The 26,311-nt window shown below is 68.5% G+C and carries 19 protein-coding genes; 7 read left to right on the forward strand and 12 right to left on the reverse strand.

Annotated elements, in window-relative coordinates:
* Positions 1-38: 38 nt before the first annotated feature.
* Positions 39-479, reverse strand: coding sequence for a hypothetical protein (locus ACSQ2B_RS25215; protein ID WP_436054162.1), 441 nt, complete (start codon positions 477-479; stop codon positions 39-41).
* A 136-nt stretch (positions 480-615) separates the two neighbouring features.
* A complete protein-coding gene (locus ACSQ2B_RS25220; protein ID WP_436054163.1) occupies positions 616-2,511 on the reverse strand; it encodes an ATP-binding protein in 1,896 nt (631 codons plus the stop codon).
* Positions 2,512-2,802: 291 nt separating this feature from the next.
* Between ACSQ2B_RS25220 and ACSQ2B_RS25225 the strand changes: the two genes are divergently transcribed.
* Both ACSQ2B_RS25225 and serA read left to right on the forward strand, forming a co-directional pair.
* A complete protein-coding gene (locus ACSQ2B_RS25225) occupies positions 2,803-3,972 on the forward strand; it encodes a phosphoserine transaminase (RefSeq protein WP_436054185.1) in 1,170 nt (389 codons plus the stop codon).
* A 148-nt stretch (positions 3,973-4,120) separates the two neighbouring features.
* Positions 4,121-5,707, forward strand: coding sequence for a phosphoglycerate dehydrogenase (gene serA / locus ACSQ2B_RS25230; RefSeq protein WP_436054164.1), 1,587 nt, complete (start codon positions 4,121-4,123; stop codon positions 5,705-5,707).
* 525 nt (positions 5,708-6,232) lie between these two features.
* Here the strand turns inward: serA and ACSQ2B_RS25235 are convergent.
* The 6 genes from ACSQ2B_RS25235 to ACSQ2B_RS25260 all read right to left on the reverse strand — a co-directional run bounded on the left by ACSQ2B_RS25235 (position 6,233) and on the right by ACSQ2B_RS25260 (position 15,746).
* The gene (locus ACSQ2B_RS25235; RefSeq protein WP_436054165.1) at positions 6,233-8,368 is read right to left on the reverse strand and encodes a PQQ-dependent dehydrogenase, methanol/ethanol family; all 2,136 of its coding nucleotides are present in this window, start codon (positions 8,366-8,368) and stop codon (positions 6,233-6,235) included.
* Between the two features lie 175 nt (positions 8,369-8,543).
* A complete protein-coding gene (locus tag ACSQ2B_RS25240) occupies positions 8,544-8,807 on the reverse strand; it encodes a MoaD/ThiS family protein (protein WP_436054166.1) in 264 nt (87 codons plus the stop codon).
* The gene (locus tag ACSQ2B_RS25245; protein ID WP_436054167.1) at positions 8,804-9,931 is read right to left on the reverse strand and encodes a WD40/YVTN/BNR-like repeat-containing protein; all 1,128 of its coding nucleotides are present in this window, start codon (positions 9,929-9,931) and stop codon (positions 8,804-8,806) included. The genes ACSQ2B_RS25240 and ACSQ2B_RS25245 overlap by 4 nt, the downstream gene beginning before the upstream one ends.
* A 44-nt stretch (positions 9,932-9,975) precedes the next feature.
* Complete coding sequence (locus tag ACSQ2B_RS25250) at positions 9,976-13,242, reverse strand: error-prone DNA polymerase (protein WP_436054168.1); 3,267 nt, start codon at positions 13,240-13,242, stop codon at positions 9,976-9,978.
* A gap of 133 nt (positions 13,243-13,375) precedes the next feature.
* On the reverse strand, positions 13,376-14,875 hold the full coding sequence (locus tag ACSQ2B_RS25255) for a DUF6504 family protein (RefSeq protein WP_436054169.1): 1,500 nt from the start codon (positions 14,873-14,875) through the stop codon (positions 13,376-13,378).
* 76 nt (positions 14,876-14,951) lie between these two features.
* The gene (locus ACSQ2B_RS25260; RefSeq protein ID WP_436054170.1) at positions 14,952-15,746 is read right to left on the reverse strand and encodes an ImuA family protein; all 795 of its coding nucleotides are present in this window, start codon (positions 15,744-15,746) and stop codon (positions 14,952-14,954) included.
* Positions 15,747-15,927: 181 nt separating this feature from the next.
* Between ACSQ2B_RS25260 and ACSQ2B_RS25265 the strand changes: the two genes are divergently transcribed.
* A complete protein-coding gene (locus tag ACSQ2B_RS25265) occupies positions 15,928-16,656 on the forward strand; it encodes an alpha/beta fold hydrolase (RefSeq protein ID WP_436054171.1) in 729 nt (242 codons plus the stop codon).
* A 228-nt stretch (positions 16,657-16,884) separates the two neighbouring features.
* The gene (locus ACSQ2B_RS25270) at positions 16,885-18,471 is read left to right on the forward strand and encodes an ABC-F family ATP-binding cassette domain-containing protein (protein ID WP_436054172.1); all 1,587 of its coding nucleotides are present in this window, start codon (positions 16,885-16,887) and stop codon (positions 18,469-18,471) included.
* A gap of 182 nt (positions 18,472-18,653) precedes the next feature.
* On the opposite strand, the gene ACSQ2B_RS25275 is transcribed toward ACSQ2B_RS25270, so the two are convergent.
* From ACSQ2B_RS25275 to ACSQ2B_RS25285, 3 genes are all read right to left on the reverse strand, one after another.
* Positions 18,654-20,468, reverse strand: a complete 1,815-nt coding sequence (locus ACSQ2B_RS25275; RefSeq protein WP_436054173.1) for a P-loop NTPase fold protein — start codon at positions 20,466-20,468, stop codon at positions 18,654-18,656.
* Between the two features lie 210 nt (positions 20,469-20,678).
* Positions 20,679-21,281 (reverse strand): DUF4276 family protein, encoded by a 603-nt coding sequence (locus ACSQ2B_RS25280; protein ID WP_436054174.1) that lies wholly within the window; start codon positions 21,279-21,281, stop codon positions 20,679-20,681.
* Entirely contained in the window at positions 21,278-22,480 is a 1,203-nt protein-coding gene (locus ACSQ2B_RS25285; RefSeq protein WP_436054175.1) for an AAA family ATPase, read from the reverse strand. Before ACSQ2B_RS25285 ends, ACSQ2B_RS25280 begins: the two co-directional genes overlap by 4 nt.
* Positions 22,481-22,813: 333 nt before the next feature.
* On the opposite strand from ACSQ2B_RS25285, the gene ACSQ2B_RS25290 reads away from it, so the two are divergent.
* Complete coding sequence (locus ACSQ2B_RS25290) at positions 22,814-23,002, forward strand: hypothetical protein (RefSeq protein ID WP_436054176.1); 189 nt, start codon at positions 22,814-22,816, stop codon at positions 23,000-23,002.
* A gap of 143 nt (positions 23,003-23,145) precedes the next feature.
* Here the strand turns inward: ACSQ2B_RS25290 and ACSQ2B_RS25295 are convergent, their stop codons facing one another.
* On the reverse strand, positions 23,146-23,868 hold the full coding sequence (locus ACSQ2B_RS25295) for a DUF899 family protein (RefSeq protein WP_436054177.1): 723 nt from the start codon (positions 23,866-23,868) through the stop codon (positions 23,146-23,148).
* A gap of 212 nt (positions 23,869-24,080) precedes the next feature.
* Between ACSQ2B_RS25295 and ACSQ2B_RS25300 the strand changes: the two genes are divergently transcribed.
* Positions 24,081-24,770, forward strand: coding sequence for a hypothetical protein (locus ACSQ2B_RS25300; protein ID WP_436054178.1), 690 nt, complete (start codon positions 24,081-24,083; stop codon positions 24,768-24,770).
* Between the two features lie 331 nt (positions 24,771-25,101).
* On the forward strand, positions 25,102-26,311 hold a 1,210-nt coding region (locus ACSQ2B_RS25305; RefSeq protein WP_436054179.1), incomplete at its 3' end, for a VCBS domain-containing protein.

Genomic DNA, 26,311 nt, shown 5'->3' on the forward strand with positions numbered 1-26,311 from the left:
CGCTCCGGGGGCGCTTGGTCTTCAGGCCGCGCCGGCGATCAGCGGCGATAGCCGTCATGGTCGCGATAGCCGTCGTGGTCGCGGTAGGGGCGGGCGTTGTTTTCGGCGTAGCGCGAGGTGCTGACCTCGATCGTGCGCACCGCCCGGATCAGCCGGCCGTACTCCCAGCGTCCGATCTGGCCGCGCTGGTTCTGCACCGCCAGCTTCATGGCCAGGCGCTGTTCCGCCTTCAGCTCGCCAGCCCTGTTCCAGCTGATATGGCCGGCGCGGGCCTCCTTCATGATCCGCCAGTCGAGGCTCCTGACGTAGGCCGGCGACAGACGCTCGTCGTGGCGGCCGCGTTGATAGCCGCGCTCGTCGCGATGGGATTGTTGATAGGCGCGGTCTTCACCGTGCCACGGCTGAGCGGTGGCGGCCGTCCCGACGCCCAGCGTCAGAGTTGCGGCGGCGGCGGCGAGCGAAAGCAGGATCTTCTTCATCGCGAGGTCTCCAGAACCCGTCGACGCCGGGGGACTGGCGTCGTCATGGGCGGCAGAAGACCATCCGCCGGGTGAAGGCCGCCTGAGGCGGGCGTTGTCCGGCGTTCAGCTAGGTGAAGCTGTTGTCAAGCGGCGGTCAGGCCGCGGCGACCGAAGAATGCTCCCCGCCGACAGCGGCGGCGTTGAGCGCGGTGCTGATCGCTTCGTAGAGCTTGGCGATCTCGATCGGCTTGGCGACGTGGCCGTCCATGCCGGCGGCCAGGTATTCTTCGATCTGGTGGGTCAGGGCGTTGGCGGTCAGGGCGACGATCGGGGTGCGCGCCTTGCCGCTGTCGCGCTCGGCGGCGCGGATCTCGCGCGCCGCGGCGATGCCGTCCATCACCGGCATCTGGATGTCCATCAGGATCAGGTCGTAGTCGTAGATGCGCCAGGCCTCCACCGCCTGTTTGCCGTCGGCGACGATGTCGATGTCGATGCCCAGCGATTCCATGACCGCGGCGAGCACCTGCTGGTTGGTGGCGTTGTCCTCCGCCGCCAGCAGCCGCAGCCCGTCCCGCTCCGCACGGACCGCGTCCGACGGCGCGGTCCCGGCGGCCTCGCAACGGCGCAGCGGCAGCTCGACGACGAAGGTCGAGCCATGGCCTTCCCGGCTCTCCACATTGATCGAGCCGCCCATCATCTGTGTCAGCTCGCGGCAGATGGCCAGGCCCAGGCCCGTGCCGCCGAACCGGCGGGTGGCGGAGTTGTCGGCCTGGGTGAACTTCTCGAACAGGCTCGGCATCTTTTCCGGCGCGATGCCGACGCCGGTGTCGTGCACCATCAGGCGCAGCAGGTTGGTGGCGGGATCGACGCAGACCTTGGCGACGACCGAGCCGTGGGGGGTGAACTTCACCGCATTGGACAACAGGTTGCCGATGATCTGGCGCAGGCGGTCGGCGTCGCCTTCCCACCAGCCCGCGGCGTCCGGTTCGACCTCGACCTGGAAGTCGAGGCCCTTGCCCCGGGCCATCACCGAGAAGCTCTCGATCACCGGCCGGACCGTGGGCTCCAGCTCGAAGGGCTCGTTGATCAGGGTGAGCTTGCCGGCCTCGATCTTGGACAGGTCCAGCACGTCGTTCAGCACCGCCAGCAGCAGGCCGCCGGACTGGCGGATGATCTGCAGGCGGTCGCGCTGCACGGCGGCGAGCTCGCCCATGGCCATCACCTCGGCCATCGCCAGCACCCCGTTCAGCGGGGTGCGGATCTCGTGGCTCATGTTGGCCAGGAACTGGGTCTTCAGGACGTTGGCCGCATTGGCCGCGTCGCGCGCCTGCTCCAGGTCGCGCATCGCCCCCTTCAGGTCTTCCTCGCGCTCGGCGAGCTTGCCCAGCAGGTGGTTGAAGCTGGCCGTCAGGCTACGGAACAGTTCGTCCTGGGCCGCCACGTCGACGGGCTGGAAGTCGCCGCCCTCGGCGACGGCGTGCATCGCCGTCGACAGCTTCTGGACCGGGGCGATCACCCGATGGGCGAGGCTGCGCGAGAGGAACAGCGCCACCCCGACCCCGCCGAACAGCAGCACGAAGGTCAGCGCCAGGAATTTCGGAAGCAGCGGCGCCAGGCCGGGCATTTCCGCCGTCAGCGCCAGCTCGCCCACCACCTGGCCGCCGCTGACCAACGGCCGCCGTACGGTCTCGACCCGGCTGTCCGGCGCCGGAGGTTGGGCGCGGCGGTACTCGAGCCTTAGGCGGCCCTGGCGGTCGGTCATCCGGGCGGAGACGATTTCCGGCGCGCCGGCGAAGGCGGCGGAGATCGGCGCGCGCAGGTAGGCCCACCGGTCGAAGGCCGCGCCGTGGGCCGTGGCGGTGGCGGTGAAGCTGGCCAGGGCCTCGTGGTGCCTGTGCGCTTCGGCGCGGGCGACCGCCCATTGCTGAGCCAGGAACACGGCGCAGGCCGCGGCCAGGGCGACGACGGTCGTGATAAGTCCAACCCCCGCCACGCGGGCGTGGAAGGTGACTACCGAAGCGCCGCCATTCTGGCTGTGTACTCTACCCATGTCTCTTCTGAGGCCGGTCTAGGGTCGAGCCTTATCGAAATATTCCTAACGGTTCGCTTCCAAGGTCTGGACCTACCGGCAACACATTGTTGTCCCTGGCGTAATTGTCGGTAGATCGTTTGGCCAAAACACAACCTTAGGGCGTTTCGCCCTCTGGACGGCGAAGGCGGCGGACCTCAGTTCTGCCGGCCGCGCGAAAAATAAAGCTTGCTTCGGCGCTCGAACGGGAGCTTCTCCGCGCCGGGCCACGCCCTCCCAACGGGGCGCTGCTCATCTGTAAGGATGGGAGACATCGCTATGACGACCGCCAAGCCGGCCATGCGCCCGGCTCGACCCGAATTTTCCTCCGGCCCGTGCGCCAAGCGCCCCGGATGGTCCCCTGAAAATCTCAGCAGCGCAGTGCTCGGACGGTCGCACCGTTCCAAGCTCGGCAAGGCGCGCCTGAAGGAAGCCATCGACCGCACCCGCGAGGTGCTCGAGGTTCCCGAGGACTATCTGATCGGCATCGTGCCCGGTTCGGACACCGGCGCCGTCGAGATGGCGATGTGGTCCATGCTGGGCCCAAAGCCCGTGCAACTGCTGGCCTTCGAATCCTTCGGCAAGGACTGGGTGACCGACGTCACCAAGCAGCTGAAGATCCCGGCCGAGGTGCTGGACGCCCCCTATGGCCAGCTGCCGGACCTGACCAGGGTCCGCAAGGACGCCGACCTGGTCTTCACCTGGAACGGCACGACCTCGGGCGTGCGCGTGCCGAACGCCGACTTCATCGCCGACGACCGTGAAGGCGTGGTGATCTGCGACGCCACCAGCGCCGCCTTCGCCCAGACGCTCGAGTGGAAGAAGCTCGATGTGGTCACCTTCTCCTGGCAGAAGGCGCTGGGCGGCGAAGGCGGCCACGGCGTGCTCGTCCTGTCGCCCCGCGCCGTCGCCCGGCTCGAAAGCTACACCCCGGCCTGGCCGATGCCGAAGCTCTTCCGCATGACCAAGGGCGGCAAGCTGAGCGCCGACATCTTCGAAGGCGCGACGATCAACACGCCTTCCATGCTCTGCGTGGAGGACTATCTCGACGCGCTGAAGTGGGCCTCGTCCATCGGCGGCCTCGCCGAGATGCGGCGCCGAGCCGACGCCAACCTGGCGGTGCTGGAAGCCTGGGCGGCCAAGACCGCCTGGGTCGACTTCCTCGCTGACAAGGCGATCCGCTCCAACACCTCGGTGTGCCTGAAGGTGGTCGACCCGCGCGTCACCGGCCTGGCCGAAGCCGCCCAGGCCGATTTCGCCAAGAAGCTCGCCTCCCTCCTCGAGAAGGAAGGCGCGGCCCTCGACGTCGCCGGCTACCGTGACGCCCCTCCGGGTCTGCGGATCTGGTGCGGCGCCACGGTCGAGACCTCCGACCTCGAGGCGTTGACGCCCTGGCTCGACTGGGCCTTCGCCGCCGTCGCCTCCGAGCTCGCCGCGGCCTGAGCCGTCCAAGACGTCATGGCCGGGCTTGTCCCGGCCACCCATGAACACTGATCGCCGTCTTTGGCCGCTCGTCCCACCTGCACACCCGGAGATCATGGGTGGCCGGGACGGGGCCCGGCCATGACGACCGCAGATTTAAGGAAATCCCATGGCTCATACGCCTCGCGTACTGATCGCTGATGAACTTTCGCCCGCCGCCGTCGCCATCTTCCGGGAGCGTGGCGTCGAGGTCGACGTGCGGACCGGCCTGAAGAAGGAAGACCTGCTCCAGATCATCGGCGACTACGACGGCCTCGCTGTCCGCTCGGCCACCAAGGCCGACAAGGACGTCATCGCCGCCGCCAGGAACCTGAAGGTGGTCGGCCGCGCCGGCATCGGCGTCGACAACATCGACATCCCCACGGCGACCGCCGCCGGGATCGTGGTGATGAACACCCCCTTCGGCAACTCGATCACCACCGCCGAGCACGCCATCGCCATGATGTTCGCGCTCGCCCGCCAGCTTCCCGCGGCCGACGTCTCCACGCAGGCCGGCAAGTGGGAGAAGAACCGCTTCATGGGCGTCGAGCTGTACGGCAAGACGCTCGGCCTGATCGGCGCCGGCAACATCGGCTCGATCGTCGCCGACCGCGCCAACGGCCTGAAGATGCACGTGGTCGCCTACGACCCCTTCCTGTCGCCGGACCGGGCGGTGGAGATGGGCGTCGAGAAGGTCGAGCTCGAAGACCTGCTGCGGCGCGCCGACGTCATCACCCTGCACACCCCGCTGACCGACAAGACCCGCAACATCCTGTCGGCCGAGAACCTGGCCAAGACCAAGAAGGGCGTGCTGATCGTCAACTGCGCCCGCGGCGGCCTGGTCGACGAGGCGGCGCTGCGCCAGCAGCTCGATCACGGCCATGTCGGCGGCGCGGCCTTCGACGTCTTCGTGACCGAGCCGGCGAAGGAGAACGTGCTGTTCGGCGCGCCCAACTTCATCGCCACCCCGCACCTGGGCGCCTCGACCAACGAGGCCCAGGAGAACGTGGCCCTGCAGGTCGCCGAACAGATGAGCGACTATCTGCTGACCGGCGCGGTGACCAATGCCCTGAACAGCCCCTCAGTGACCGCCGAGGAAGCCCCCCGGCTGAAGCCCTATGTGGCGCTCGCCGACAAGCTGGGCGCCTTCGCCGGCCAGATGGTCGACTTCGGGATCAAGGCCATCGACATCGCCTACGAGGGCGAGGTCGCGCGCCTCAACGCCCGTCCGCTGACGGCGGCGGCGCTGGCCGGGGTGATGCGGCCGATGCTGGCGGAGATCAACATGGTCTCGGCCCCAGCGGTGGCGAAGGAACGCGGCATCACGGTCTCGGAGTCCCGCCAGGACGACTCGCCGATCTACGAGAGCCTGATCCGCATCACCATCACCACCGAGAAGGGCAAGCGCTCCTTCGCCGGCTCGGTGCTGGCCGGCGCGCCGCGCGTCATCGAGGTCAAGGGCATGGATCTCGACGCCCCGTTCGCGCCGCGCATGCTCTACGTCAACAACCTCGACAAGCCGGGCTTCATCGGCGCGCTCGGCGCCCTGCTGGCCGACGCCGGCGTCAACATCGCCACCTTCAACCTGGGCCGCGTTTCCGCGGGCGAGGACGCCATCGCCCTCGTCGGCGTCGACCAGGAGCCCACCGCGGACCTGCTGGAAAAGCTCCAGCACCTGCCGCACGTGAAGGAAGCCCGGGTCCTCAACTTCGGCTGATCCCAGGCGTCTACGGCGTTACAAAGAAGCGCTCGCCTCACGGCGGGCGCTTTTCATTTGGTCCGCGAACGACACGGACCCCACGAACGCGCCGCGTCCGAGACGCAGATCCTCTCGAGCCCGCATAAGGGGCGGGACATTGCGCCAATGTCCGATTTAAGGGGGAACTCGGCTTCCCCTTTCGGACACTTCTGAGACTCTAGCTCCCCCGCTCGAAGAGCGGGGGAGAGGACCCGCGGGCCGAGCGCAGCGAAGAGCCCGTGGGGGTGGGGGTAGGCGGCCGGCAGAGCTCGGCCGGCGCGAACCGCGCGGCGAGTGCGAACCTGACCTCATTGCCCCTGGCCTGCCCCCGCCACCAACCGCTCTTCGCTACGCTCGGCGGTCGGTCCCCCTCCCCCCGCTGCGCGGGGGCGGTGAGAGAGCAAAGACCACCCTCAACGGCCACTCGGAAGGTCAGCTTCCCGGACGTGAGGCAGCGGCCGGAGCGAGTACCCGCCAGCGTGGATGCCCTGACCGGATCTGACGTCACTTGATGTCCAGCGTCGCTGGCGCCTCGCCAAGCAGCGGGAAGGCGGCGCCGCGCCTCAGGTCGGCGGCGCGTGATCTCAGGTAGTGGCGAATGTCCTCGAGCTTCTCATCTGAGAATTCCGCAAATCCTGGCATGCCGCGCGGCTCCAGCGCGCCGCTGCGCACCACCTGCTCGAAGGCGGCCTGGTCGAGCGGCAGGGCGGAGCGGCGGAGATCGGGGGCATGGCCGATGCCGACGGCGAGCGCCCCGTGGCAGTTCAGGCAATGGGCGGAATAGGCCACGGCGCCCGCCGTGACCTTGGCGGGAAGCGGCGTGAAATGGGGATCCTCGGGCGGCGGTGGCGGAACCAGGCGCGGCGGCAGGCTTGCCTTGCCGCCGATCGCGAAGGTCAGCACCCGCCGGGCCTGGGTCTGCGGATCGAGGCCGTAGCGTTCGATCGCTGGCCCGGCCAGGGCCGTCGAGTTCATGACGTAGCCCATGGCGAGGCCGGTCAGCACCGTGACGTACTGCTGTCCATTGGCTTCGAAGGAGATGGGCGGCGCCAGGATCGGGGCCTTGGCGTCGAACTGCCAGGCGAGCGCGCCCGTCGTCGCCGAAAAGGCTCTGAAATAGCCGTCGATCGAACCCTGAAACACCAGGTCGCCGCCCGTCGCCAGCACGCCGCCGTTGTAATAGCTGGGGTAGGGAAAGCGCCACGCCTCCTTCTGGGTGACCGGCGACCAGGCCAGCAGGAAGCCGACCGGCGCCGGCATGCCGAACAGGGCGCCGCCCTTCATGTCCACGCCGCCGTCGACGGTGCGGTCGCCGGCGTCCTTCCAGGGGCGATTGGGATCGGAGTATTCGATCGCCCAGTCGACGGAGGGGATGTAGACCAGGCCGGTCTCGCGGCTATAGGCCATCGGCATCCAGTTGTGGGCGGCGAGCGCCGTGGGCGCGACCCCACGGGCCGGCTTGTCGAGGCCATAGCGGGCGCCGGGCGCCTCGACCGGGCGGCCGGTGCGCTTGTCGACCTTCGTCGCCCAGGTCACCCGCACGAAGGGCTCGGCCGAGATCAGCTCGCCGGTGATCCGATCAATGACGTAGAAGAAGCCGTTCTTTGGCGCCTGCATGAGGACCTTGCGGGGCTTGCCCTCGATCGTGAGGTCCGCCAGTTCGATGTCCATGGCGGCGTCGAAGTCCCAGGTGTCGCCGGGCGTCGTCTGGTAGTGCCAGCGGTATTCGCCGGTCTTGAGATCCAGCGCGACGATCGAATCGACGAACAGGTTGTCGCCCGATCCGGCGCTGCGAACCCGGTGGTTCCAGGGATAGGGGCTGCCGACGCCGATGTAGACCAGGCCGCTGTCGGCGTCGTAGGCGATGGAGTTCCACACCGCGCCGCCGCCGCCGAACTTCCACCATTCGCCCGACCAGGTCTTCGCGGCGAACGCCATGGCCTTGTTCTCGAAGCCCTTGGCGGGGTCTCCCGGGACCGTCCAGAAGCGCCACAGCAGCTTGCCGGTCTCGGCGTCGTAGGCCGAGACATAGCCGCGCATCACCCCGGTCGTGCCGGCGAAGCCGATCAACACCTTGCCGTCGAACACCCGCGGCGCGCCGCTGATATAGGCGGGGTCTTCCGCCTTGAAGGTCTTGGTCGTCCAGACCGGGCGACCGGTCCTGGCGTCGAGCGCGATCAGCCGACCGTCCTGGGCGCCGACGTAGATCCGGCCGTTCCACCAGGCGACGCCGCGCACGCCCCAGCCCAGCCGCATGTTCAGGCCGCCGACCTCGCCGACCTTGGAATCGTACTGCCAGAGCTCCTTGCCGGTCACCGCATCCACGGCATGGACGATGCTGAGACCGCTGGCGAAATAGAGTACGCCGTCGACGGCGATCGGCTGGGTCACCGTGTTGCCGAGCGGCAGGTCCATCGTCCAGGCGAGCCCGAGGGATGCGGTGTTCCCCCGATGGATCTGCGCGAGCGGGCTGAAATGCTGCTGGCCGAAGGTGCGGCCATAGCCGGCCCAGTCCTGCCCGCTGCTGCGATCCGTCCCGCGCGCGGACGGCTCATCCCCGGCGGCGCCGTCGGTGTAACCGCCGAGCGCAAAGGTCGCCGCCAGGAGGACGAACAGCAGGGCGCGGCCTGAGAACGACATGATGCTCGCCTGTCTGTTTGGGATGCCGAACGGAGCCGCCAGGATCAAACATGCCGCCAGACGGCCTCGGCGGCGTGCTCCAACCAGGATTTCCAGGATCACGGAACGGATTTGCCGCCAGATCAAGGGCTGAACCGCCAGGAGGCGTCGCTCCACGGCCCAAGGCCATGGCCGGCTAGCCCCCGCTCAGCGCCCCGAAGATCATCAGCTCGTCGCCGGGGCTCAGCGTCCGGCGCACGTCCTTGGCCTCGTCCTGGCCGATGAAGATCCGCATGTGGCGGCGGATGCGGTCCTGCTCGTCGATCACCCGGAACTTCAGTCCCGGGAAGCGCCGGTCGAGGTCGTCGAGCGCGGCCTCCACCGTCGCGCCCTCCACCTGCACCCGCGTCGCCCCGTCGGTGTAGGACGTCAGCTGCGAGGGGATCAGCACCGGGATCATGGGAGCGGCGCCGCGACCACCGAATAGATCTCCGGCAGGTGGGCGGCGATCTGGCGCCAGGTCCCGCCCTCGTCCCCGCTGGCCCAGAGCTCGCCGTTGGTGGCGCCCAGGTAGAGACCCACGGGCGCGCCGGCGTCGGCGCAGAAGGCCTGCCGCTTGACCGTGAACCAGCCCTGTTCGGCTGGGAATCCCTGGTCCTGCCGCTCCCAGCTCTGGCCGGCGTCGCGGGTGCGATAGACGGCCGGCTTCCCGCCCGGACTGACCCGCGGCCAGACCTCGGTCCCGTCCATCGGGAAGACCCAGGCGGTGTCGGCCGAGGTCGGGTGCGGCACGACGGTGAAGCCGATGTCGCCGATCTCCGGCGGCATGGCCTTGCCGATCCGCTCCCAGCGCTCGCCCGGCCGGTCGAGCCGGTAGACGCCGCAGTGGTTCTGCTGCCAGAGCCGGTCGGGGTTGGTCGGCGAGAGCGCGATGTAGTGGGCGTCCTGGCCGAACTCCGGATAGGGGTCGGGCAGGAAGGTGGCCTCGACGTTCTGGTTCAGCGGCCGCCAGCTCTTCGCCCGGTCGAGACTTTCGAACACGCCCCCGGTCGAGGTGGCGATGTACATGTGGCTGGCGTCGCGCGGATCGATCTTGACCTGGTTCAGCAGCGCTCCGTCCGGGGTGCCGGCCTCGGGCGGGCACCAGGCCCCGTACATCGGATTGTCGTTGAAGCCCTCGACGCTATCCCAACTGCGTCCGCCGTCGCGGCTCTCGAACAGGGCCGGTGGCGAGGTCCCGGCCCACCAGACCCCGGGTTCGGAGGCGTGGCCCGGCTCGAGCCAGAAGGTGTGGTCCACCGCGCGGCCGGTGGCGGGATCTTCGGCCTTGGGGAAGGCGGGCGGCCGCAGAGCTTCGGTCCAGGTCTTCCCGCCGTCGTCGGAGCGGTAGATGGTCGGGCCCAGGTGGCCGGTGGAGGCCGCCATCAGCAGCACGCCCGGCTCGCGCGGGTCAGGCACCAGGTGGTGGATGATGGCGCCGAGAAATATCGGTCCCTCGACGTCCCAGGCCTGTCGGGCCGCGTCGCTGCGGTAGATCCAGGCGCCCTTGCGGGTGCCGACGAGTAGCTGAACCGGTTGAGCCATGGGCTCTCCCCTTTCGTCTGCTGATCCTAACTCAAGCCCGGCCCTCAGTGGAAATCCCGGCTGCGGATCAGCCGGCCGGAAACCTTGGAGCGAACCTCTGATGGGCGGACTTCGGACGAAGGACGTTCGGCCTCGCGCATCTCCGACAGCCGCGACGAGAGGTCGGTGAATTTTTCCGCCACCAGGTGGATGACCTCGCCCTCGCGCTGCAGCCTGCCGTGCACCAGCAGGAAGGCCGCGCCCATCACCAGCCGGCGGTTGGCCTCGAAGGCGTCGCGCCAGACGACGATGTTGGCGATCCCGGTCTCGTCCTCCAGCGTCAGGAAGACCACCCCCTTGGCGGTGCCCGGCCGCTGGCGCACCAGCACCAGGCCGCCGACCGAGATCCGCCGGCCGTTGCGCAGCGTCTTCAGCCCGGCGGCGGGGATGGCGCCAAGCGCGTCCAGCTCGCCGCGGAAGAAGCCGACGGGATGGGCCTTCAGCGACAGGCTGGTGGTCCGGTAGTCCTCCGCCACGTGCTGGGCGCTGCTCATGAAGGGCAGCTCGACCTGGGTCTCCTGGGCCCGGCCGCGGACCAGCAGGGGCGCCTCGGCCCCGATCTCGCCGGTCAGGCCCTTCACCGCCCACAGCGCCTGGCGCCGGTCGAGGCCCAGCGAGCGGAAGGCGTCGGCCTCGGCCAGCAGCTCCAGCGTCCGACGGGTCACGCCCGAACGCAGGGCGAAGTCCTCGAAGCTCTGCGCCCCGTCGCGCCGGGCCTGGGCGATCAGCTGCCCCTCGGCCTCCTTCAGCCCACGGACCTGGCGCAGGCCGAGGCGGAGGGGTTGGATGGCGCCGACTCGGCCCAGCACCTCCACCGCAACGCGGGGGAGGTGGCTCGCGTAGCGAGACGGAGGGGGCGTTGCGGCCTCGCCGCCGCCCTCCAACCCGCAATCCCAACCCGAGAACATCACGTCCGGCGGCCGCACCTCGACCCCGTGCTCGCGGGCGTCGCGGACCAGCTGGGCCGGCTGGTAGAAGCCCATCGGCTGGCTGTTGAGCAGGGCGCAGCAGAAGACGTCGGGCCTCGCCCACTTCACCCAGGCCGAGGCGTAGACCAAGAGCGCGAAGCTGATCGCGTGGCTCTCCGGGAAGCCGTAGGAGCCGAAGCCCTCGATCTGCTGGAAGCAGCGCTGGGCGAAGACCGGGTCGTAGCCGCGGGCGACCATGCCCTCGACGAACTTCACCCCATAGACGCCGACGCTGCCGTAATGGCGGAAGGTGGCCATGGAGCGGCGCAGGCCGTCGGCCTCGCTGTCGGTGAACTTGGCCGCGTCGATGGCGATCCGCATCGCCTGCTCCTGGAAGAGCGGCACGCCCAGGGTCTTCTTAAGGATGTTCTCCAGCTCGTCCTGGGGATGGCCGGGGCCGGGCCTGGGATAGACCACCGGCTCCTTGCCCTCGCGCCGTCGCAGATAGGGATGGACCATGTCGCCCTGGATCGGGCCGGGTCGGACGATCGCCACCTCGATCACCAGGTCGTAGAAGACCCTGGGCTTCATCCGGGGCAGCATCGACATCTGCGCCCGGCTCTCCACCTGGAAGACGCCCACCGAATCCGCCCGGCCGAGCATCTCGTAGACCCCCGGTTCGTCGGCCGGGATGTCGGCGATGTCGGCGATGCCGATCAGGTCGAGGCTCTTCTTCAACGCCGTCAGCATGCCCAGCGCCAGGACGTCGACCTTCATCAGGCCGAGCGCGTCGATGTCGTCCTTGTCCCATTCGATGAAGGTGCGGTCGGCCATGGCGGCGTTGCCGATCGGCACGGTCTCGTCGAGCCGGCGCTTGGTCAGGACGAAGCCGCCGACGTGCTGCGACAGGTGGCGCGGGAAGCCCAGCAGCTGCTGGGCCAGCGCCGTGGCCCGGCGGATCTCCGGGGCGTCCGGGTCGAGGCCGGCCTGGCGGATGTGCTCGTCCGGCACGCCGTCGCCGTAGGAGCCCCAGACCACGCCGGCGAGCGCCGCGGTGATGTCCTCGGTCAGGCCGAGCGCCTTGCCGACCTGGCGGATCGCCATCCGCGGGCGGTAGTGGATGACGGTGGCGACGATGGCGGCGCGGTCGCGGCCATAGCGACGGTAGACATATTGCATCACCTCCTCGCGCCGCTCGTGCTCGAAGTCGACGTCGATGTCCGGCGGCTCGCCGCGCTTCTCGGAGATGAAGCGGGAGAAGAGGAGGTCCTGGCCGGGCTTGGTCGGGTCGACCGAGGTGATCCCCAGGCAGAAACAGACCAGGGAGTTGGCCGCCGAGCCGCGCCCCTGGCAGAGGATCTGCTGCTGGCGGGCCCAGCGCACCACGTCGTGGACGGTCAGGAAGTAGTTGGGGAAGTCCAGCTTCTCGATCAGCGCCAGCTCGTGGGCGATGGTCCTGGCCTCGCGGTCCGGAACCCCTTGCGGGAACCGCCAGGCCGCGCCGGCCCAGGTCAGGTCGTGCAGGTGCTGGATCGCCGTCTTGCCGGGCGGCGCCGGCTCGTCGGGATATTCGTAGCGCAGCTGGCCGAGGTCGAAGCCGATGCGTTCGGCGATCTCCAGGCTGCGCTCGACCGCGCCCGGGAAGCGGGCGAACAGGCGGGCCATTTCACCCGGGCTTTTTAAATGCCGCTCGGCGTTGGCCTGGAGCCTGAAGCCGGCCTCGTGAATGGTGCAGGTCTCGGCGATGCAGGTCAGCACGTCCTGCAAGGGCCGCCGTTCGGGGCCGTGGTAGAGGACGTCGTTGACAGCGACCATCGGCGCGCCGCTCGTCTCGGCCAGGGCCGCCAGCCGCGACAGCCTCGCCAGGTCGCGCGCGCCATAGCGCCTCGCCGCCGCCAGCCAGACGCTCCCGCCCAGCTCGCCGGAGAGGCGCTTGAGGTCGGCCTCGAACCGCGCGTCCAGCCGCTCGGGCGGGACCACCAGGCAGAGCTGGCCCTCGGCGTGCTCCAGAAAGTCGGCCAGATACAGCTCGCAGTGGCCCTTCTCCGCCCGCCGCTGGCCGAGGGTCAGAAGCCGGGTGAGGCGGGCATAGGCCTCGCGGTCGGAGGGATAGGCCAGGAGGCTCGGCGTCCCGTCGACGAACTCCAGCCGGCAGCCGGTCAGCGCGCGGATCTTCGAACCGGCCTCGCGGCGCTTCCCCGCCTCGCTCCAGGCGCGCACCACGCCTGCCAGGGAGTTGCGGTCGCAGATCCCCACCGCCTCCAGCCCCAGGGCCTCGGCCCCCGCCACCAGCTCCCCCGGGTGCGAGGCACCCTTGAGGAAGGAGAAGTTGCTGGTCGCCTGCAGCTCGGCGTAGCGGGTCATGGGGGGAACGCCCCCTCAGTCGCTTCGCGACAGCTCCCTCGCAGGCGGGGGAGCAGCGGGGCCTCGCTCCTCCACCGCGTAGCGGGGGAGGTGGATCGCGCGAAGCGCGAGACGGAGGGGGCGTTGCGGCGCCTCATCCGAACACCCCATGCAGCCACCAGTTCGCCGGCTGCTGCGGCTCATACAGCCCCGCGCGGAACAGCCAGAACCGCGCCCCGTCCTGGTCCTCGACCCGGTAGTAGTCGCGCACGTGGGCGACCGAGACGGCGTCGATGTCGGCCTTCCACCATTCCTCGCCGATCCGCTCCGGCCCCTCGGCGCGGCGCACCCGGTGGACCTGGCCGCGCCAGCGGAACTGGCTGGGCGGGTCGTCGGGGGTGAGCGCGATCACCCCGTCCACCGGCTCGGGCCGGCGGAACAGGCGCACCGGACGCGGGGTCTCCGGCGACCAGCCGGGCTGGCCCGCGGCGAGCGGCCGGCCGCGGACGACCGCCAGCTCGGGCACATGGCTTTCCGCCGGCTCGGCGCGCCAGACGCGGCCCTCGCCCAGCCGGTTGGTCAGCCGGTCGACCAGGGGCGCGAGCCCGTCATCCGCAGGCTGATCAATCGTGTCGAGCGACGCCTGGCGGGCGTTGATCGCCTCGACCTCGTGGGCGCAGAGGGTGACCACCTCGATCCCGAAGCCGGGGTCGAGCACGTCCAGCTTCGGCGCGAACAGCCTGCCCAGCCGCACGGGATCGCGCCCGGCCAGCGAGAGGCCGACGGCGACGCCCAGCACCTTGCCGTCGAGGCGGTGGTAGGCGAGCTCGAAGCGGCGCGCCCCCTGGTCCTTGGCCTCCAGCTGGGCGCAGAGCCTGGCTGCGACGTCGCAGGCGACCCTGGCCATGTCCTCCGGCACGCTGATCGGCTCGGCGAAGGCCAGCCGGGCGAACCACGGCGTCGGCGGGCGGCGGAAGGTCAGGGCCTCGGCCGCGCGGCCGAGCGCCTGGTCCAGGCGCGTCAGGGTCTGGGCCCCGAACCGCCGGCCGAGCGGGGCGCGGGGCAGGGCGGCCAGCTGGGCGATCCGCCGAAATCCCAGCCGCTCGATCTGGGCGGCGGTCTCGGGGTCGAGCCGCAGCGCCGTCGGCGGCAGCGGCCCCAGCAGCTCCGCCTGGCCGCCGGGCGGGGCGATGGTTCCGTCGGTTCCGAAGTGGGCCAGCGCCCAGGCCGCGCCGGGCGTGTCGGCGAGCGCCAGGCGGAACGGCAGGCCGTTGGCGGCCAGCCGGGCGCGGAAGTCGGCCAGCATCTGCGCCTCCCCGCCCCACAGGTGGGCGACGCCCTCGACGTCGAGGAAGAGGCCGTCCGGCGGATCGATCGCCACCGCCGGCGAGAAGCGCACGCACCAGCCGGCGAGCTCGGCGAGCGCCGCCGCGTCAGCTTCGGGCTCGTGCTCGGCGGTGGCCAGGTCCGGGACCCGGGCGAAGGCGTCGGTCGCCTTCTGGCCGGGGTAGAGCCGGAGCTGCGCGGCCTCCAGGCTGACCGCGGCAAGACGCCGTGTCCCGCGGGTGGTCTCCACCAGGGCGAAGGGGGGCGGGGCGGCGCCGAACGCCCCCTCAGTCGCTTCGCGACAGCTCCCCCGCAAGCGGTGGAGCATCTTCGGCCCAGATCCTCCACCGCGTAGCGGGGGAGGTGTCGGCGAAGCCGACGGAGGGGGCGTTTGGGCGTCCGTCTCAGGCGACGCGTCTGACGGCCGCCGCCGGCGCCAGTTCGCGATCGCCCAGGTCGGCGACCAGGCGCAGAGGATGCGTCCCATTCCAGGCCTCCCCATCTTGAGAAAAGGCGCTCTTCGCTTCGAAGAGCCAGGCGCCGGGACGTCCGCCCCGGCAGCGTTCGAGGGTCGCCGCAAAGCGCGGCGCGCCCAGGCCGAATTCCCCCGCCGGCGGTTCGGAGGGGGCCGAGGCCACCCGCCAGCGGGTGGCGGCCGCCGAGCCCGTCGCCTCGCGCTGAGCCTGGCCCCCGAACGGCCGCCTGCGGATCACGAAGCCGGCGCCGCCGCGCTTTTCACAGGCGAGCTGCAGCCTTCGCCCGGCGGTCAGGTCGACGGCCTCGACCTCGCCGATCACCGCGGCCACGCCCTCGGTCGTGAGCGCGTCCTCCATCACCCCCAGCGCCTCGGCCTCGTCGCGGGCGCAGACCTGGATCAGCCGCTCGGGCGGAAAGCCCAGCCCTGCCAGCCCCGGGGCCCAGAGGTCGTCGCGCCGCATCACCCAGACCGTCCAGCCCCGCCTCGCCAGGGGCGCGGCCATCAGGGCGGTGAAGGCGGCGGGCGCCGCCCCGGTCTCGCCCTCCATGCCTGCGCCGCCGATCTCGTGCCAGCGGCCGAGCGGCAGGCCGCCGCCCAGGGCCGCGTCCACGCTCGTAGCCCCGAGGCTCAGCCGCCCGCAGTCCGGCCGTCCGCCGCCCTCCAGGGCGGACACCTTCGCCCGCACGGCGGCGAGGCGCCCTGCTGTGCGAGGATCGACCATCGGCAAGAGACTCCTTTTGTTCCACTTTTGTTCTAAAACTCTGAGGGTAAGAGTCAAGTTCCGCCGGCCGTCCTGGCCATAGCCGCCGCCTTGGGCCGCCATCGGCGATCCGCTCTTGCCCCCGTCCCGCCCCCGGCAGACTCTTCGCCAAAGGCCGCGGGGACGGCCCGGGAGGATCGGAATGGCGACCTATGTGCTGGTGCATGGCGGCGGGCACGGCGGCTGGTGCTGGGGCCGGCTCGCGCCCCTGCTGCGCGCCGCGGGCCACGAGGTCTTCACCCCGACGCTGACCGGGCTGGGCGAGCGCGCCCACCTGCTGCGGCCCGGGATCGACCTCGACACCCAGATCGCCGACGTGCTCGGCGTGCTGGCTTACGAGGACCTCCACGACGTCATCCTGGTCGGCCACAGCTATGGCGGCATGGTCATCACCGGCGTCGCCGACCGGGCGCTGGAGCGGGTCGGCCAGCTGGTCTTCCTCGACGCCGCCATCCCGCGCAACGGTGAGTCGCTGGCGGACACCTCGCCGGGCCTGCAGGAGCTCGTCGGCCGGCACGTCCGCACGGTCGACGGCGTCGAGCTGGCGCTCTGGCCGGACCCGCACATCGTCAGCCTCTACGGCGTCACCGCGCCGGACCAGGTCGCCTGGATGGCCGGCAAGCTGACGCCGCACCCCTGGGCCTGCCTGACCCAGAAGCTCCACCTGACCCGCGAGGCCGAGCTGCTGAAGCTGCCGCGCACCAACATCAACTGCACCTCCACCCTCGACACGCGCTCGCCTGAGGGAGTCGAGCGCGCCCTCCAGGCCGACCGCGTCTGGGAGATCGACACCGGCCACGACCTGATGATCACCGAGCCCCGCGCGGTGGCCGACATGCTCCTGCAGCTGGCGGCGCTTCCACCGCGCTGAACGCCCCCTCACCCGCGTTGCGGTGGAGCATCTACGGCCCAGATCCTCCACCGCGCAGCGGGGGAGGTGTCGGCGAAGCCGACGGAGGGGGCGTTCGGCGCCGGCGACTTGAACCCCGCCGCCCCCCTCCCTATCCTTCCCCCACCCGCGACAGAGGACCCGCACGCCCCATGTGATCCGCCCCCGACCGCAAAGCCGTCCTGCCTTGCCCCCGGGGAACCCCTATCCATGCCTGCGTCCATCGCGCTGTCGAACCTCGCCTGGTCCACGCCAGACGGAAAAGCCCTCTTCACCGACCTGACCCTGACCTTCGGCCCCGAGCGCTGCGGCCTGGTTGGCCGCAACGGGGTCGGCAAGACCACCCTGCTCAAGCTGGTCGCCGGCGAGCTTTCGCCGCAGGCCGGGACCGTCACGGTCCACGGCCGGATCGCGACCCTGCGCCAGACCGTTCAGGTCCAGCCGGGCCAGACCCTCGCCGACCTCTTCGGCGCCCGCGACGGCCTCGCCGTCCTCGCCCGCGCCGAGGCCGGCCAAGCCAGCGAGGACGACCTCGCCCGCGCCGACTGGACGCTGGAGGCCCGCATGGCCGAGGCCCTGGCCCGGGTCGGCCTGGCGGCGGAGCCCGCCACCCCGCTGTCCGCCCTCTCCGGCGGCCAGCGCACGCGCGCGGGCCTCGCCGCCCTGGTCTTCGCCGAACCGGACGTGCTGATCCTCGACGAGCCGACCAACAACCTCGACCGCGAGGGCCGCGCCGCGGTCGCCGACCTGCTGGCCGGCTGGCCAGCCTGCGCCATCGTCGTCAGCCACGACCGCGACCTGCTGGAGGCGATGGACGCCATCGTCGATCTGACCTCGCTCGGCGCGACCCGCTACGGCGGCGGCTGGAGCGCCTTTCGCGCCCGCAAGGCTCTGGAGCTGGCGGCCGTACAGGCCGACCTCGCCGACGCCGAGAAACGCCTCGCCGACCTCGCCCGCACGGCGCAAACGACCGCCGAGCGCCAGGCGCGCAAGGACGGCGCCGGCCGCCGCAAGGCCGCCCGCGGCGACCAGCCGAAGATCCTGCTGGGCATGATGAAGGAGCGCAGCGAGCTCACCGGCGCCGACCAGGCCCGCCTCGCCGAGCGCCGCCGCGGCCAGGCCCAGGCCGCCGCAGCCCAGGCGCGCGAGCGGATCGAGGTCCTGCAGCCGATGTCGGTGACCCTGCCGCCGACCGGCCTGGCGGCCGGCCGCGAGGTGCTGAAGGTCGAGCGCGTCACCGCCGGCTACGTCCCCGGCCGGCCGGTCCTCGCGGACGTCTCCTTGACCATCACCGGCCCCGAGCGCCTGGCGCTCACCGGCCCCAACGGCGCGGGCAAGACCACCTTGCTGGCCCTGATCGCCGGCGAGCTCAAACCCTGGTCGGGGACGGTGCGGACGCTCGTCCCCTTCGCCATCCTCGACCAGCGGGTCAGCCTGCTCGACCCGGCGCTCTCCATCCGCGACAACTTCCGAAGGCTCAATCCGCACACGGACGAGAACGCCTGCCGCGCGGCGCTCGCCCGCTTCATGTTCCGCGCCGACGCCGCCCTGCAGACCGCCGGCTCCCTAAGCGGCGGCCAGCTGCTGCGCGCCGGCCTGGCCTGCGTGCTCAGCGCCGCCGCCCCGCCGCCCCTGCTGATCCTCGACGAACCCACCAACCACCTGGACCTCGACTCCATCGGAGCGGTGGAGGCGGGGTTGCGGGCGTATGACGGGGCGTTGGTGGTGGTGAGCCACGACGGGGCGTTTTTGGAGGCGGTGGGGGTGGGGCGGAGGGTGGCGTTGGGCGGGGTTTAACCCTAAGCCGAACTTCGCGACGTCCGCTTCTTGGCGCCGGGTTCGAAGGGGCTAGGCTAGTGCCCGGCAGAGGGCCTCGCGCTAATTAACGGTGATCGGGCTCCGGCTCTCCTACCCGACCCCGTCCCAATGCCGACGGTCGCGCGAGGGCTGGCATCGGCGACGGCGAGCGGACCGACGGGTCAGTGGGTCCCGTTAGCTGCGAGATGCGGCGTCAGCCGCCATGCCACCAACTTGCGGATGCGGAAGGCACCGGCTGGAGATAGACCGGTTGCGTAGCGTTCGAGCGCATTGGTTAGCGCCTCGACCCAGGCACGCTCTGCCTTGAGGTCGGAGAACAGCCGCCCGTTCCGGTAGCGGGTAGCCAGGGCACCAAGGACAGCTCCCTGGCCCTCCACGTCCAGGCCGGCGAAGATCCGCAGGAACCGGTCATGGGAGGCGGACGCAAGGATCGGGACGTCATAGAAGCGCGGAGCGTTGCCATAGGAGAGGGTGATCTCCTGCGCAAATAGCGTCGGGCTCTTCGCCATCTGGCCGAGCAGATCATCCGCCTGGGCGGGGTGCGATGCCTGGGTGGCCTTCAGCCGCAGCGCGTGCAGCTCGGCGCTCAGCGCCTGGAATTCAGGAACGTCGATTGCCTTGAATGTCATGCCGGCGTAGCCGGACGGCGGATCGGAATCATGCGGTGGTATTGGCTCAATCCGACCCTGGGCCAGTAGGTCCCGGAGATAGGCACGGCATTCCTCCAGGACGGTCTCAATGTTCTGCGTTGGATTGCGGCCTTCGACGGCGTCCCAGAGCCGCAGGCCAAAGACGTGCAGCACCTCGCCAGAGCGCTCATAGCTTCGGTCCGCGAACCTGCGTTCGATTATCGTGAGGGCCTTCTCGACGTCCTCGTCGGGACGCTGCGTGAAGTCAAACAGAACGACCCACTCGGGCTCCTCGGCCTCCGGACGGAAGTGGATCGACTGGTCGAGCGACCTGTGCACCTGATCCCGATCCACAAGGCCCTGACCGAGGATGGCGTGCAGGGTCTCATCGTCGAGGACGCGGTCGAATAAGTCGACGTCGGGGTAGCGCGCAGTGGCTTCCGCCATGGAAGACGACCCGCCTTCCTTCGGCGGCGACATGAGGGCCACCCGTCGGGCGAACCTATCTCGGAGGTGTTCCGCCTTCAGGCGTCCGGCGCGCACCTCGAATGAATAGGCGAGGATCAGCATCAGGACGGCGTCCATGGCTTCGGCGTTGGTCCGATGGTGTTCGTCCAGGACCCTGAAGACTCTCTCGAACTCCCAGAGGCCCTGCTGTAGGATCCGCAGGTTGTCGAGGTGTGACTGGCTGTAGAGTTGGCGGACCAGATCACGCCGCCGGGTCAGGAAGTCCCGGGCCGCTTTGTCACGCAGGTCGCCCACGAACGAGTCCAGCGCGCCCTCGAACACCGAGCGGAGGACAAGTGTCTTGCCGATCAGCTTCTCGCGAATGCCGCCGTAGGCCTCGTCCTGGATGGCGGCCTCATTTGCGATGACAATCACCTTTTTGCCGTCATGCTCCACGAGGGCATTGATGTAGCCCAGCGCCTTGTTCATCGGCATGTCGCAACGCTCAAGGTCATCGAAGACGTACACCAGGGCGTTGCCCGTGTTTACGATATCCTCGAGGCTGAGTTCCGTTTTGATCCGGAAGAAGCTCGCGACGGCCTTTGTCGCGTGTTCTGCAACCATGCGTGTCTTCCCACCCAGGAAGGGGAACAGCGCATGGGCGAGGGCCCGATCGATCTCCTCTACAGAGGTGAGCCCGTAGAGGCTCAAGTAAGCCCAGGTCTGCTGGTCGTGGAAGCGTTGGTCGAGTATCTGACGGACGAGGTAAGTTTTGCCGATGCCCCATGGCCCGTCGAGCAGCACTGCATAGTGCGGCGGGGTGGTCAGGTCGAGGTAGTGCTCCAGATAGTCCCGCACGTGACGGTTGGGGTCCTGCGCGGATGAAGTGGTGTCGGTCAAGGGAAGGCTCGTCGGCCAGGGGGCGATTCGGCTCTCGATGATGGCGGCAGCGGCCGTGCGATCAACGTCCGACGACCAGTCGGTGACGATTGCGCGGGAAGATCGCGGGGCCAGGAAATCCTGCCCCTGTATTCTCGTAGGCGTACTTCCAGAGAATCCCATATCGCCGGCGGGCTTCCGAAGGATTACCGGTGCTACAAATATGTGTGTCTATAATATTGTCGCATCTAGTATATCGTAATCGGCTCCCGTCACGGCCCTTACAAATCTCTTGTAAGAGCGGCTCTTCTCGTAGAGAGATTTCAAATCCAGTCTCTGAGTAAGTATTAGTTGATCTGTTGTTGCCTTGTAATGCTTCGACATCGCCTCATTTATAAGTCCTTTCGCGTCTCTTTTCTGTTCTGGATTGTTGCATACAAAATTAACATCCCACCCGTAATCTGGTGCGCTAATTCTTAGATTTTCAATACCTTCTAGAAACCAACATTCGTACTCCCGGACGCAAAGTGCAATTCGAAGTTCGCTTCTAACTCGATCCTTGATCGTTTCAATTCGTCCGTGGAATTCCTTCGACACCTGAACCGGGCAGTCGTCATCTACGTCAACGATCAGAAGGATCGCATCGACGTCCCGAGAGTCCGCAAGTAGGACCATCTTTTCCAAGTGACCCGCTCTCCGGAGCTTGTGGATGCCGCCGGATGTGATTGGCGGTGCAGCGTAGATATTATCTCCGACCATGATCGCGGTTTTGGCCATTAGACATGGAATGGCCGCGGCATCGCCGGGCCCTTCAACAATGAGCGCCAGCCTCATTCGCCCGAAAGCCCTTCGGCAAGAAGAAGCTCGCCCGGTGTAAACAAATGATCTTTGATTAGTCCCATTTGTCGGGCGGAAATCGGGCCGCACTTTGTGATTCCATCAGTCATCTTGGTCCAAAAGATGGAATCAGGTGGCACAAGGTCGAGAAGCGTCGGGCTATGAGAAGTTATAAAGGCTTGACGAGGCCGCGTTGCGCTTGCATCAGAAAATTCAAGTGCAGCTTCTGTTAGGAGACTTAGAAGACCAGGGTGAACCATCTGTTCTGGCTCTTCAAGAGCGATAATGGAGGGCGAGTGCGGCTGATAGAAAGCTGTCAATAGCCCAAGCATTCGAAGCGTTCCATCGGATATCTGTGACATATTAAATTGGTGTGGCTCTCCCTCCCGTTCTCGAACATTGATAACGGGCACGTAATAACCGCCAGCAGATCGAACCGTTATATCAACGAGAGTCGGCATAACCGCTTGAAGCGCCGTAATGAGGGCGTCCTTGCTTTTCTTTTGCCCGCTGTTGATTTGCTTTAAAATGGAAGCCAGGTTTGATCCGTCTGGCCGAAGATATTGCTGTCGAGATACAACTCTCGGCTCGCGGAGAGTATTCGGATAAATAGAATATGACAGAAAACCCTTCAGCTCTTCGGCGATGGGGCGGAGCATCATTGTTGATAAGGAAAAGTAGGACGCGTCAATAACGTTGAGAAATAGATCTGTAGAAGGAACCGTCCGTCCTCGCTCATCTCGAAGATGATCTGTTGGGGGCTCAATACGAAAGCGGACCTCGCCTTCGTCGTTGCGATCAAAGGCAACTTTTCTTTTTATGTGCTCGCCGTCAACCGGAGCGCTATATCGATCAATGCCATACCACTCGGCATGCTCCTCAACTACGCGGTAGGAGCCGCGTGCAGACGCGAGGATTACGCGGTACCGCCCAACACCGTCGTTTCGCTGGATGGAAACGTCTAATACAATATTATATGGCCGCGTTCTAGACCACTGTCTGATGCTTTCTACGCCGTGTCGCTTGACTAAGGCCGTATCCAAGTCTTCTGCAACGCAATCATGTAAAAAATACAGAGCATCAATAATATTGCTCTTTCCATGCCCGTTGGGGCCGACAAGAATATTAAGGGGGCCGAAGCTGATGTCCGCTTCGGCCACGCTTTTATATCTTGAGATATAGGCGTGGGTGATCATTTTTGTCCCGATTCGGCGTTCACGATGTACGGACCAATCACTGGGTGCAAGGGTCCGCGCAGCTTGGCCCGCACGGTTTGAGCCCGCGTCAAATTTTGTATGCCGGTACTTGCTGCCGAAATTCGTGTCGCGGCGTCCACCAGCGAAACCCCTTGTCCGACCCAACGGCGCCCATGTCAGCCTCCTGACCAAAGCGGCTCAACGAAGCTCGCAGGGGGCGAGGAATGCGGGGACGGGAGCACCAATCCCCAGGCTGTCCTCAGCGCCGCTGCTCCTCAAGTGCGGTGCGCGAATTCGGTGACAGGTTAGGCATTCCCGTGGGCTTGCTGTCTCATGCCCAACCCCGTGCATCTGATCCTGACCCCCTCGACGGCGGAGGGGCTCAGTCGCGCGGTCGGCGAAACCCATCGCCGCGACGCCGGCTTGGTCAATGCGCGCGGCCGCTGGCGCGGCTGCCTGTTCGAGAACCGCTTCGGCGCCGTCGCCATGGACGAGGCGCATCTGATCGCCGCGGCGAGATAGGTGGGCCTGAACCCGGTGCGCGCCGGTCTGGCGCGCGATGCGCGGGCCTGGCCCTGGTCAAGCGTTGCGGCGCATCGGGTCGGACGGGATGACGGCGTGGTCGTGGCGCCCGCCGGAGCGGGTGGAGGGCCGAATTCCTATTCCTAGTAGGTGATGCTCGGGTACCAGTCTGTCCCACGGCCGCCCGGCGTCAGGTCCAGGACGTTCCACAGCACCATCAGGTCCGGCTCGGTGGTCGGGTCCTTGCCCGGATCGGCCGATTCGAAACCCAGTTCGGCGCCCCAGAAATGCCGGATCGTCCCGTCGCGGCGGGTGAAGACGTTGGTGGCGGCGGTGTCGGTCCCGTCGTCCATGATCGCGTGATAGTCTTGGCTGAACGTCCCATTGACGTCGGCATAGAGCGGCAGGTTGGTCCAGCTGCGCTCGACCTTGAAGGCGACCTGTCGCTCGATGGGCGAAAGGCCGACGACGGCCATGGCCACCCGCTGGCGGATGTGGTCGGCGTTGCCGTTCAGGCAGCTCAGAAGCGCGGTGCACATGGGGCAGGGTCGCGCCCGTTTGGGGCCGTACATCCAATTGTAGACGAACAGCGTGTCCTTATCGCCGAACAGCTCCGCGAAGCCGACGGGGTTGGCGCCTTGAACGCTGCTGGCCTCGCCCAGGAACTGGTAGTCGCCCTTCACCTCGCCGCCGGGCGGCAGGGCGCGGCGCTGAGCCGCCACGCGCGCGATGTGGCGGTTGAGCTCGATTTCCTCGGCCAGCAGGGCCTCGCGGGCCCTGCGATATTCGGCGCTCTCGTTCGGTTGGCGGGCGCGATTGTTGTGAGCGATTGCGGCGGCGGGTTGCAGGGCGGAGTCCTCGGGCATGACCTTGTCTCCCAATCCAGCCCCATCAACTCATCACCCCGGCCGCCGGGTTCCGCCCGCGACGAGCGCGGCCTGTGTCCGCCTGCGACCGTCCGGGGATGGGCGACTTGACAAATCAGCCCTGTATGTTCATGTTTCGTTCTCAAATGCCCGCCACTGTCTCATCCCTCCCAGGCCAAGGCGACGGCCCGGCGCCTGCCGGGGCGCAGGGCATGGCGCGCGGTCTGATCGAGCGCCAGCTTGGGCTGCTGGGCCGGCTCGCCGAGGCGGGGCTCAACATCGCGCTGGCCGTCGAGCGGCAGGTGATGGCGGCCGAGCAGGCCTCGCCTGAAGCAGGTTCGCCCGAAGCGGGTTCGGCGGTTCAGGCGGTGCAGGGTCTCGCCCTGGCCTACGGGCGCGTGTCGCGGGCCGTGCGGCTGACCGTCGCCCTGCAGTCCCGGCTGGTGAAGGACCTCCAGGAGATCGACGTGGTCGCGGCCCGCCGGCGGGCCGGCGAAGCGGCCGACGCCGGCCGGGCGCGCCAGCAGCTTCAGGCCGCGCGCAAGGCGCGGGTGGAGCGCATCGTCGAGCGGATGATCCGTGACGAGGCCCGTGACGAGGCCGAGGTCGACCGGCTGGCCGACGCGGCCTATGAGCGGCTCGACCACGACGACATCTACGGCGACCTCTCGGCCAAGCCGGTCAGCGAGATCATAGCGATGGTCTGCCGGGACTTAGGCCTGGCGCCCGACTGGGGCCGGCTGGCGCAGGAGGCCTGGGCCCAGGAAGAGATCGACGGCGGGGCTGCGGGATCGCCGCTGATGGCGCTGCGATGGCTGGACCCGCCGCAACTGGAGACGCGCTCCGCCGATGCTTGCCAGGCGGGGCCGTCGCCGAGGGCGCCCCAGGCCGCATCGCCGTGACCCGGGCGCCAATCCCCCTTGCCTGTGACCCGACGGCGCCTGCGCCAACCCCCTCCCCAAGGCGGCTCTGGGCTCGGCGCGCTTAAGTAGCGGCCACAGCCCGAGAATTTTCCCGCATGAGTAGAATTGTGGCGGCCTTTGGGCGGTCCAGAGAATTCGTGCGCCGGGAAAAATTGTCGCGGGTCCCGTGCCAGTCGTTCTCAGCATAGGTCAGACCGAACAATTGATAATGTTGCGCCCCTAGCCCCGTAGCACAGCTCTGAACGTCGAGAGCGATTGTGGCTCTTGATCTCGGGGTGATCCGCGTTTCGGCGCGGATGTGGGGCTAGTCATGGCGATCAGCGGAACAAGCGGCCTGTCGGGCGGCGATACGATCACGGGCGCGGCGGGCGCCGAGACCCTGAATGGCGGCGCAGGCGCCGATTCCATCTTCGCCGGCGCCGGCTCGGACAAGATCTCCGCCGGGTCGGGGAACGACACGATCGACGGCGGATCCGGTTCCGACACGGTCAACGGTGACGCCGGCAACGACGTCCTGATCTATTCGTCCGGCCAGCTTCCCGGCACGCTCGACGTCTATGACGGAGGTTCCGGGCAGGATGTCCTGCGCCTGAACCTGACGCTCAGCACCTGGTATTCGAGCGCCTTCCAGACCGACCTGGCGCGCTACCAGACCTTCCTCGGCGCGCACATCAACCCGGTGAACGGCCAGGCCGACAACGCGACCTTCCAGTTCACCGCCTTCAACCTGCAGGTCTCGAAGATCGAGGCCGTCAATGTGGTGGTCGACGGCCAGGCCCTCAGCGCGGCTGACAACGCCGTGCTGCTGGCGGGCGACACGATGACCGCCGCCGAGGACGGCGCCGGCGCGACGGGGAACCTGCTGGCGAACGACTCCGTGCTCGACCAGGTGAAGACGTTCAGCGCTACCCATGGCGCCCACGGGACGGTCGCGACGGTCTTCGACAACAGCGTGGTGAACGCCGCCAGCGCCTCGGCGACCTATACCGCGGGCTCCTATTGGAACTACCTCGCCGCCGGCCAGCACGGGACCGACAGCTTCACCTATACGGTGACCGACGCAGATGGTCAGACCTCGACCACGACCGTCACCGTGGACGTCGTCGGCGTCAATGACGCGGTGGAGATCACCTCCGCGGCCCAGGCGGGCGAAGTGGTCGAGGACGGGACGCCGAGCGCGGCCGGGACGATCGCCTTCACCGACGTGGACCTGAGCGACGGCCACACGGCCGGCTTCGCGGCGTCGCCGGCCAACGCCACGAGCCTGGGGACCTTCAGCCTGGATCCGGTGTCGGAAGCCGCCGACGCGGCGAGCGGCTCGGTGGGCTGGCGCTATGCCCTGGACCCCGCCGCGGCCCAGCGCCTGGCGGAGGGTCAGAGCGTCACCGAGACTTACGTGGTGACGGTGGACGACGGCCACGGCGGCGCGGCCCAGCAGACGGTGACGGTGACCATCACCGGGACCAACGACGGTCCGGCAGCGGTCGCCGACACGGCCTCGGGGACCGAGAACCAGGCCC

Origin of the sequence: Phenylobacterium sp. LjRoot225 (assembly GCF_964252855.1) — a bacterium.
Lineage (GTDB): Bacteria > Pseudomonadota > Alphaproteobacteria > Caulobacterales > Caulobacteraceae > Phenylobacterium.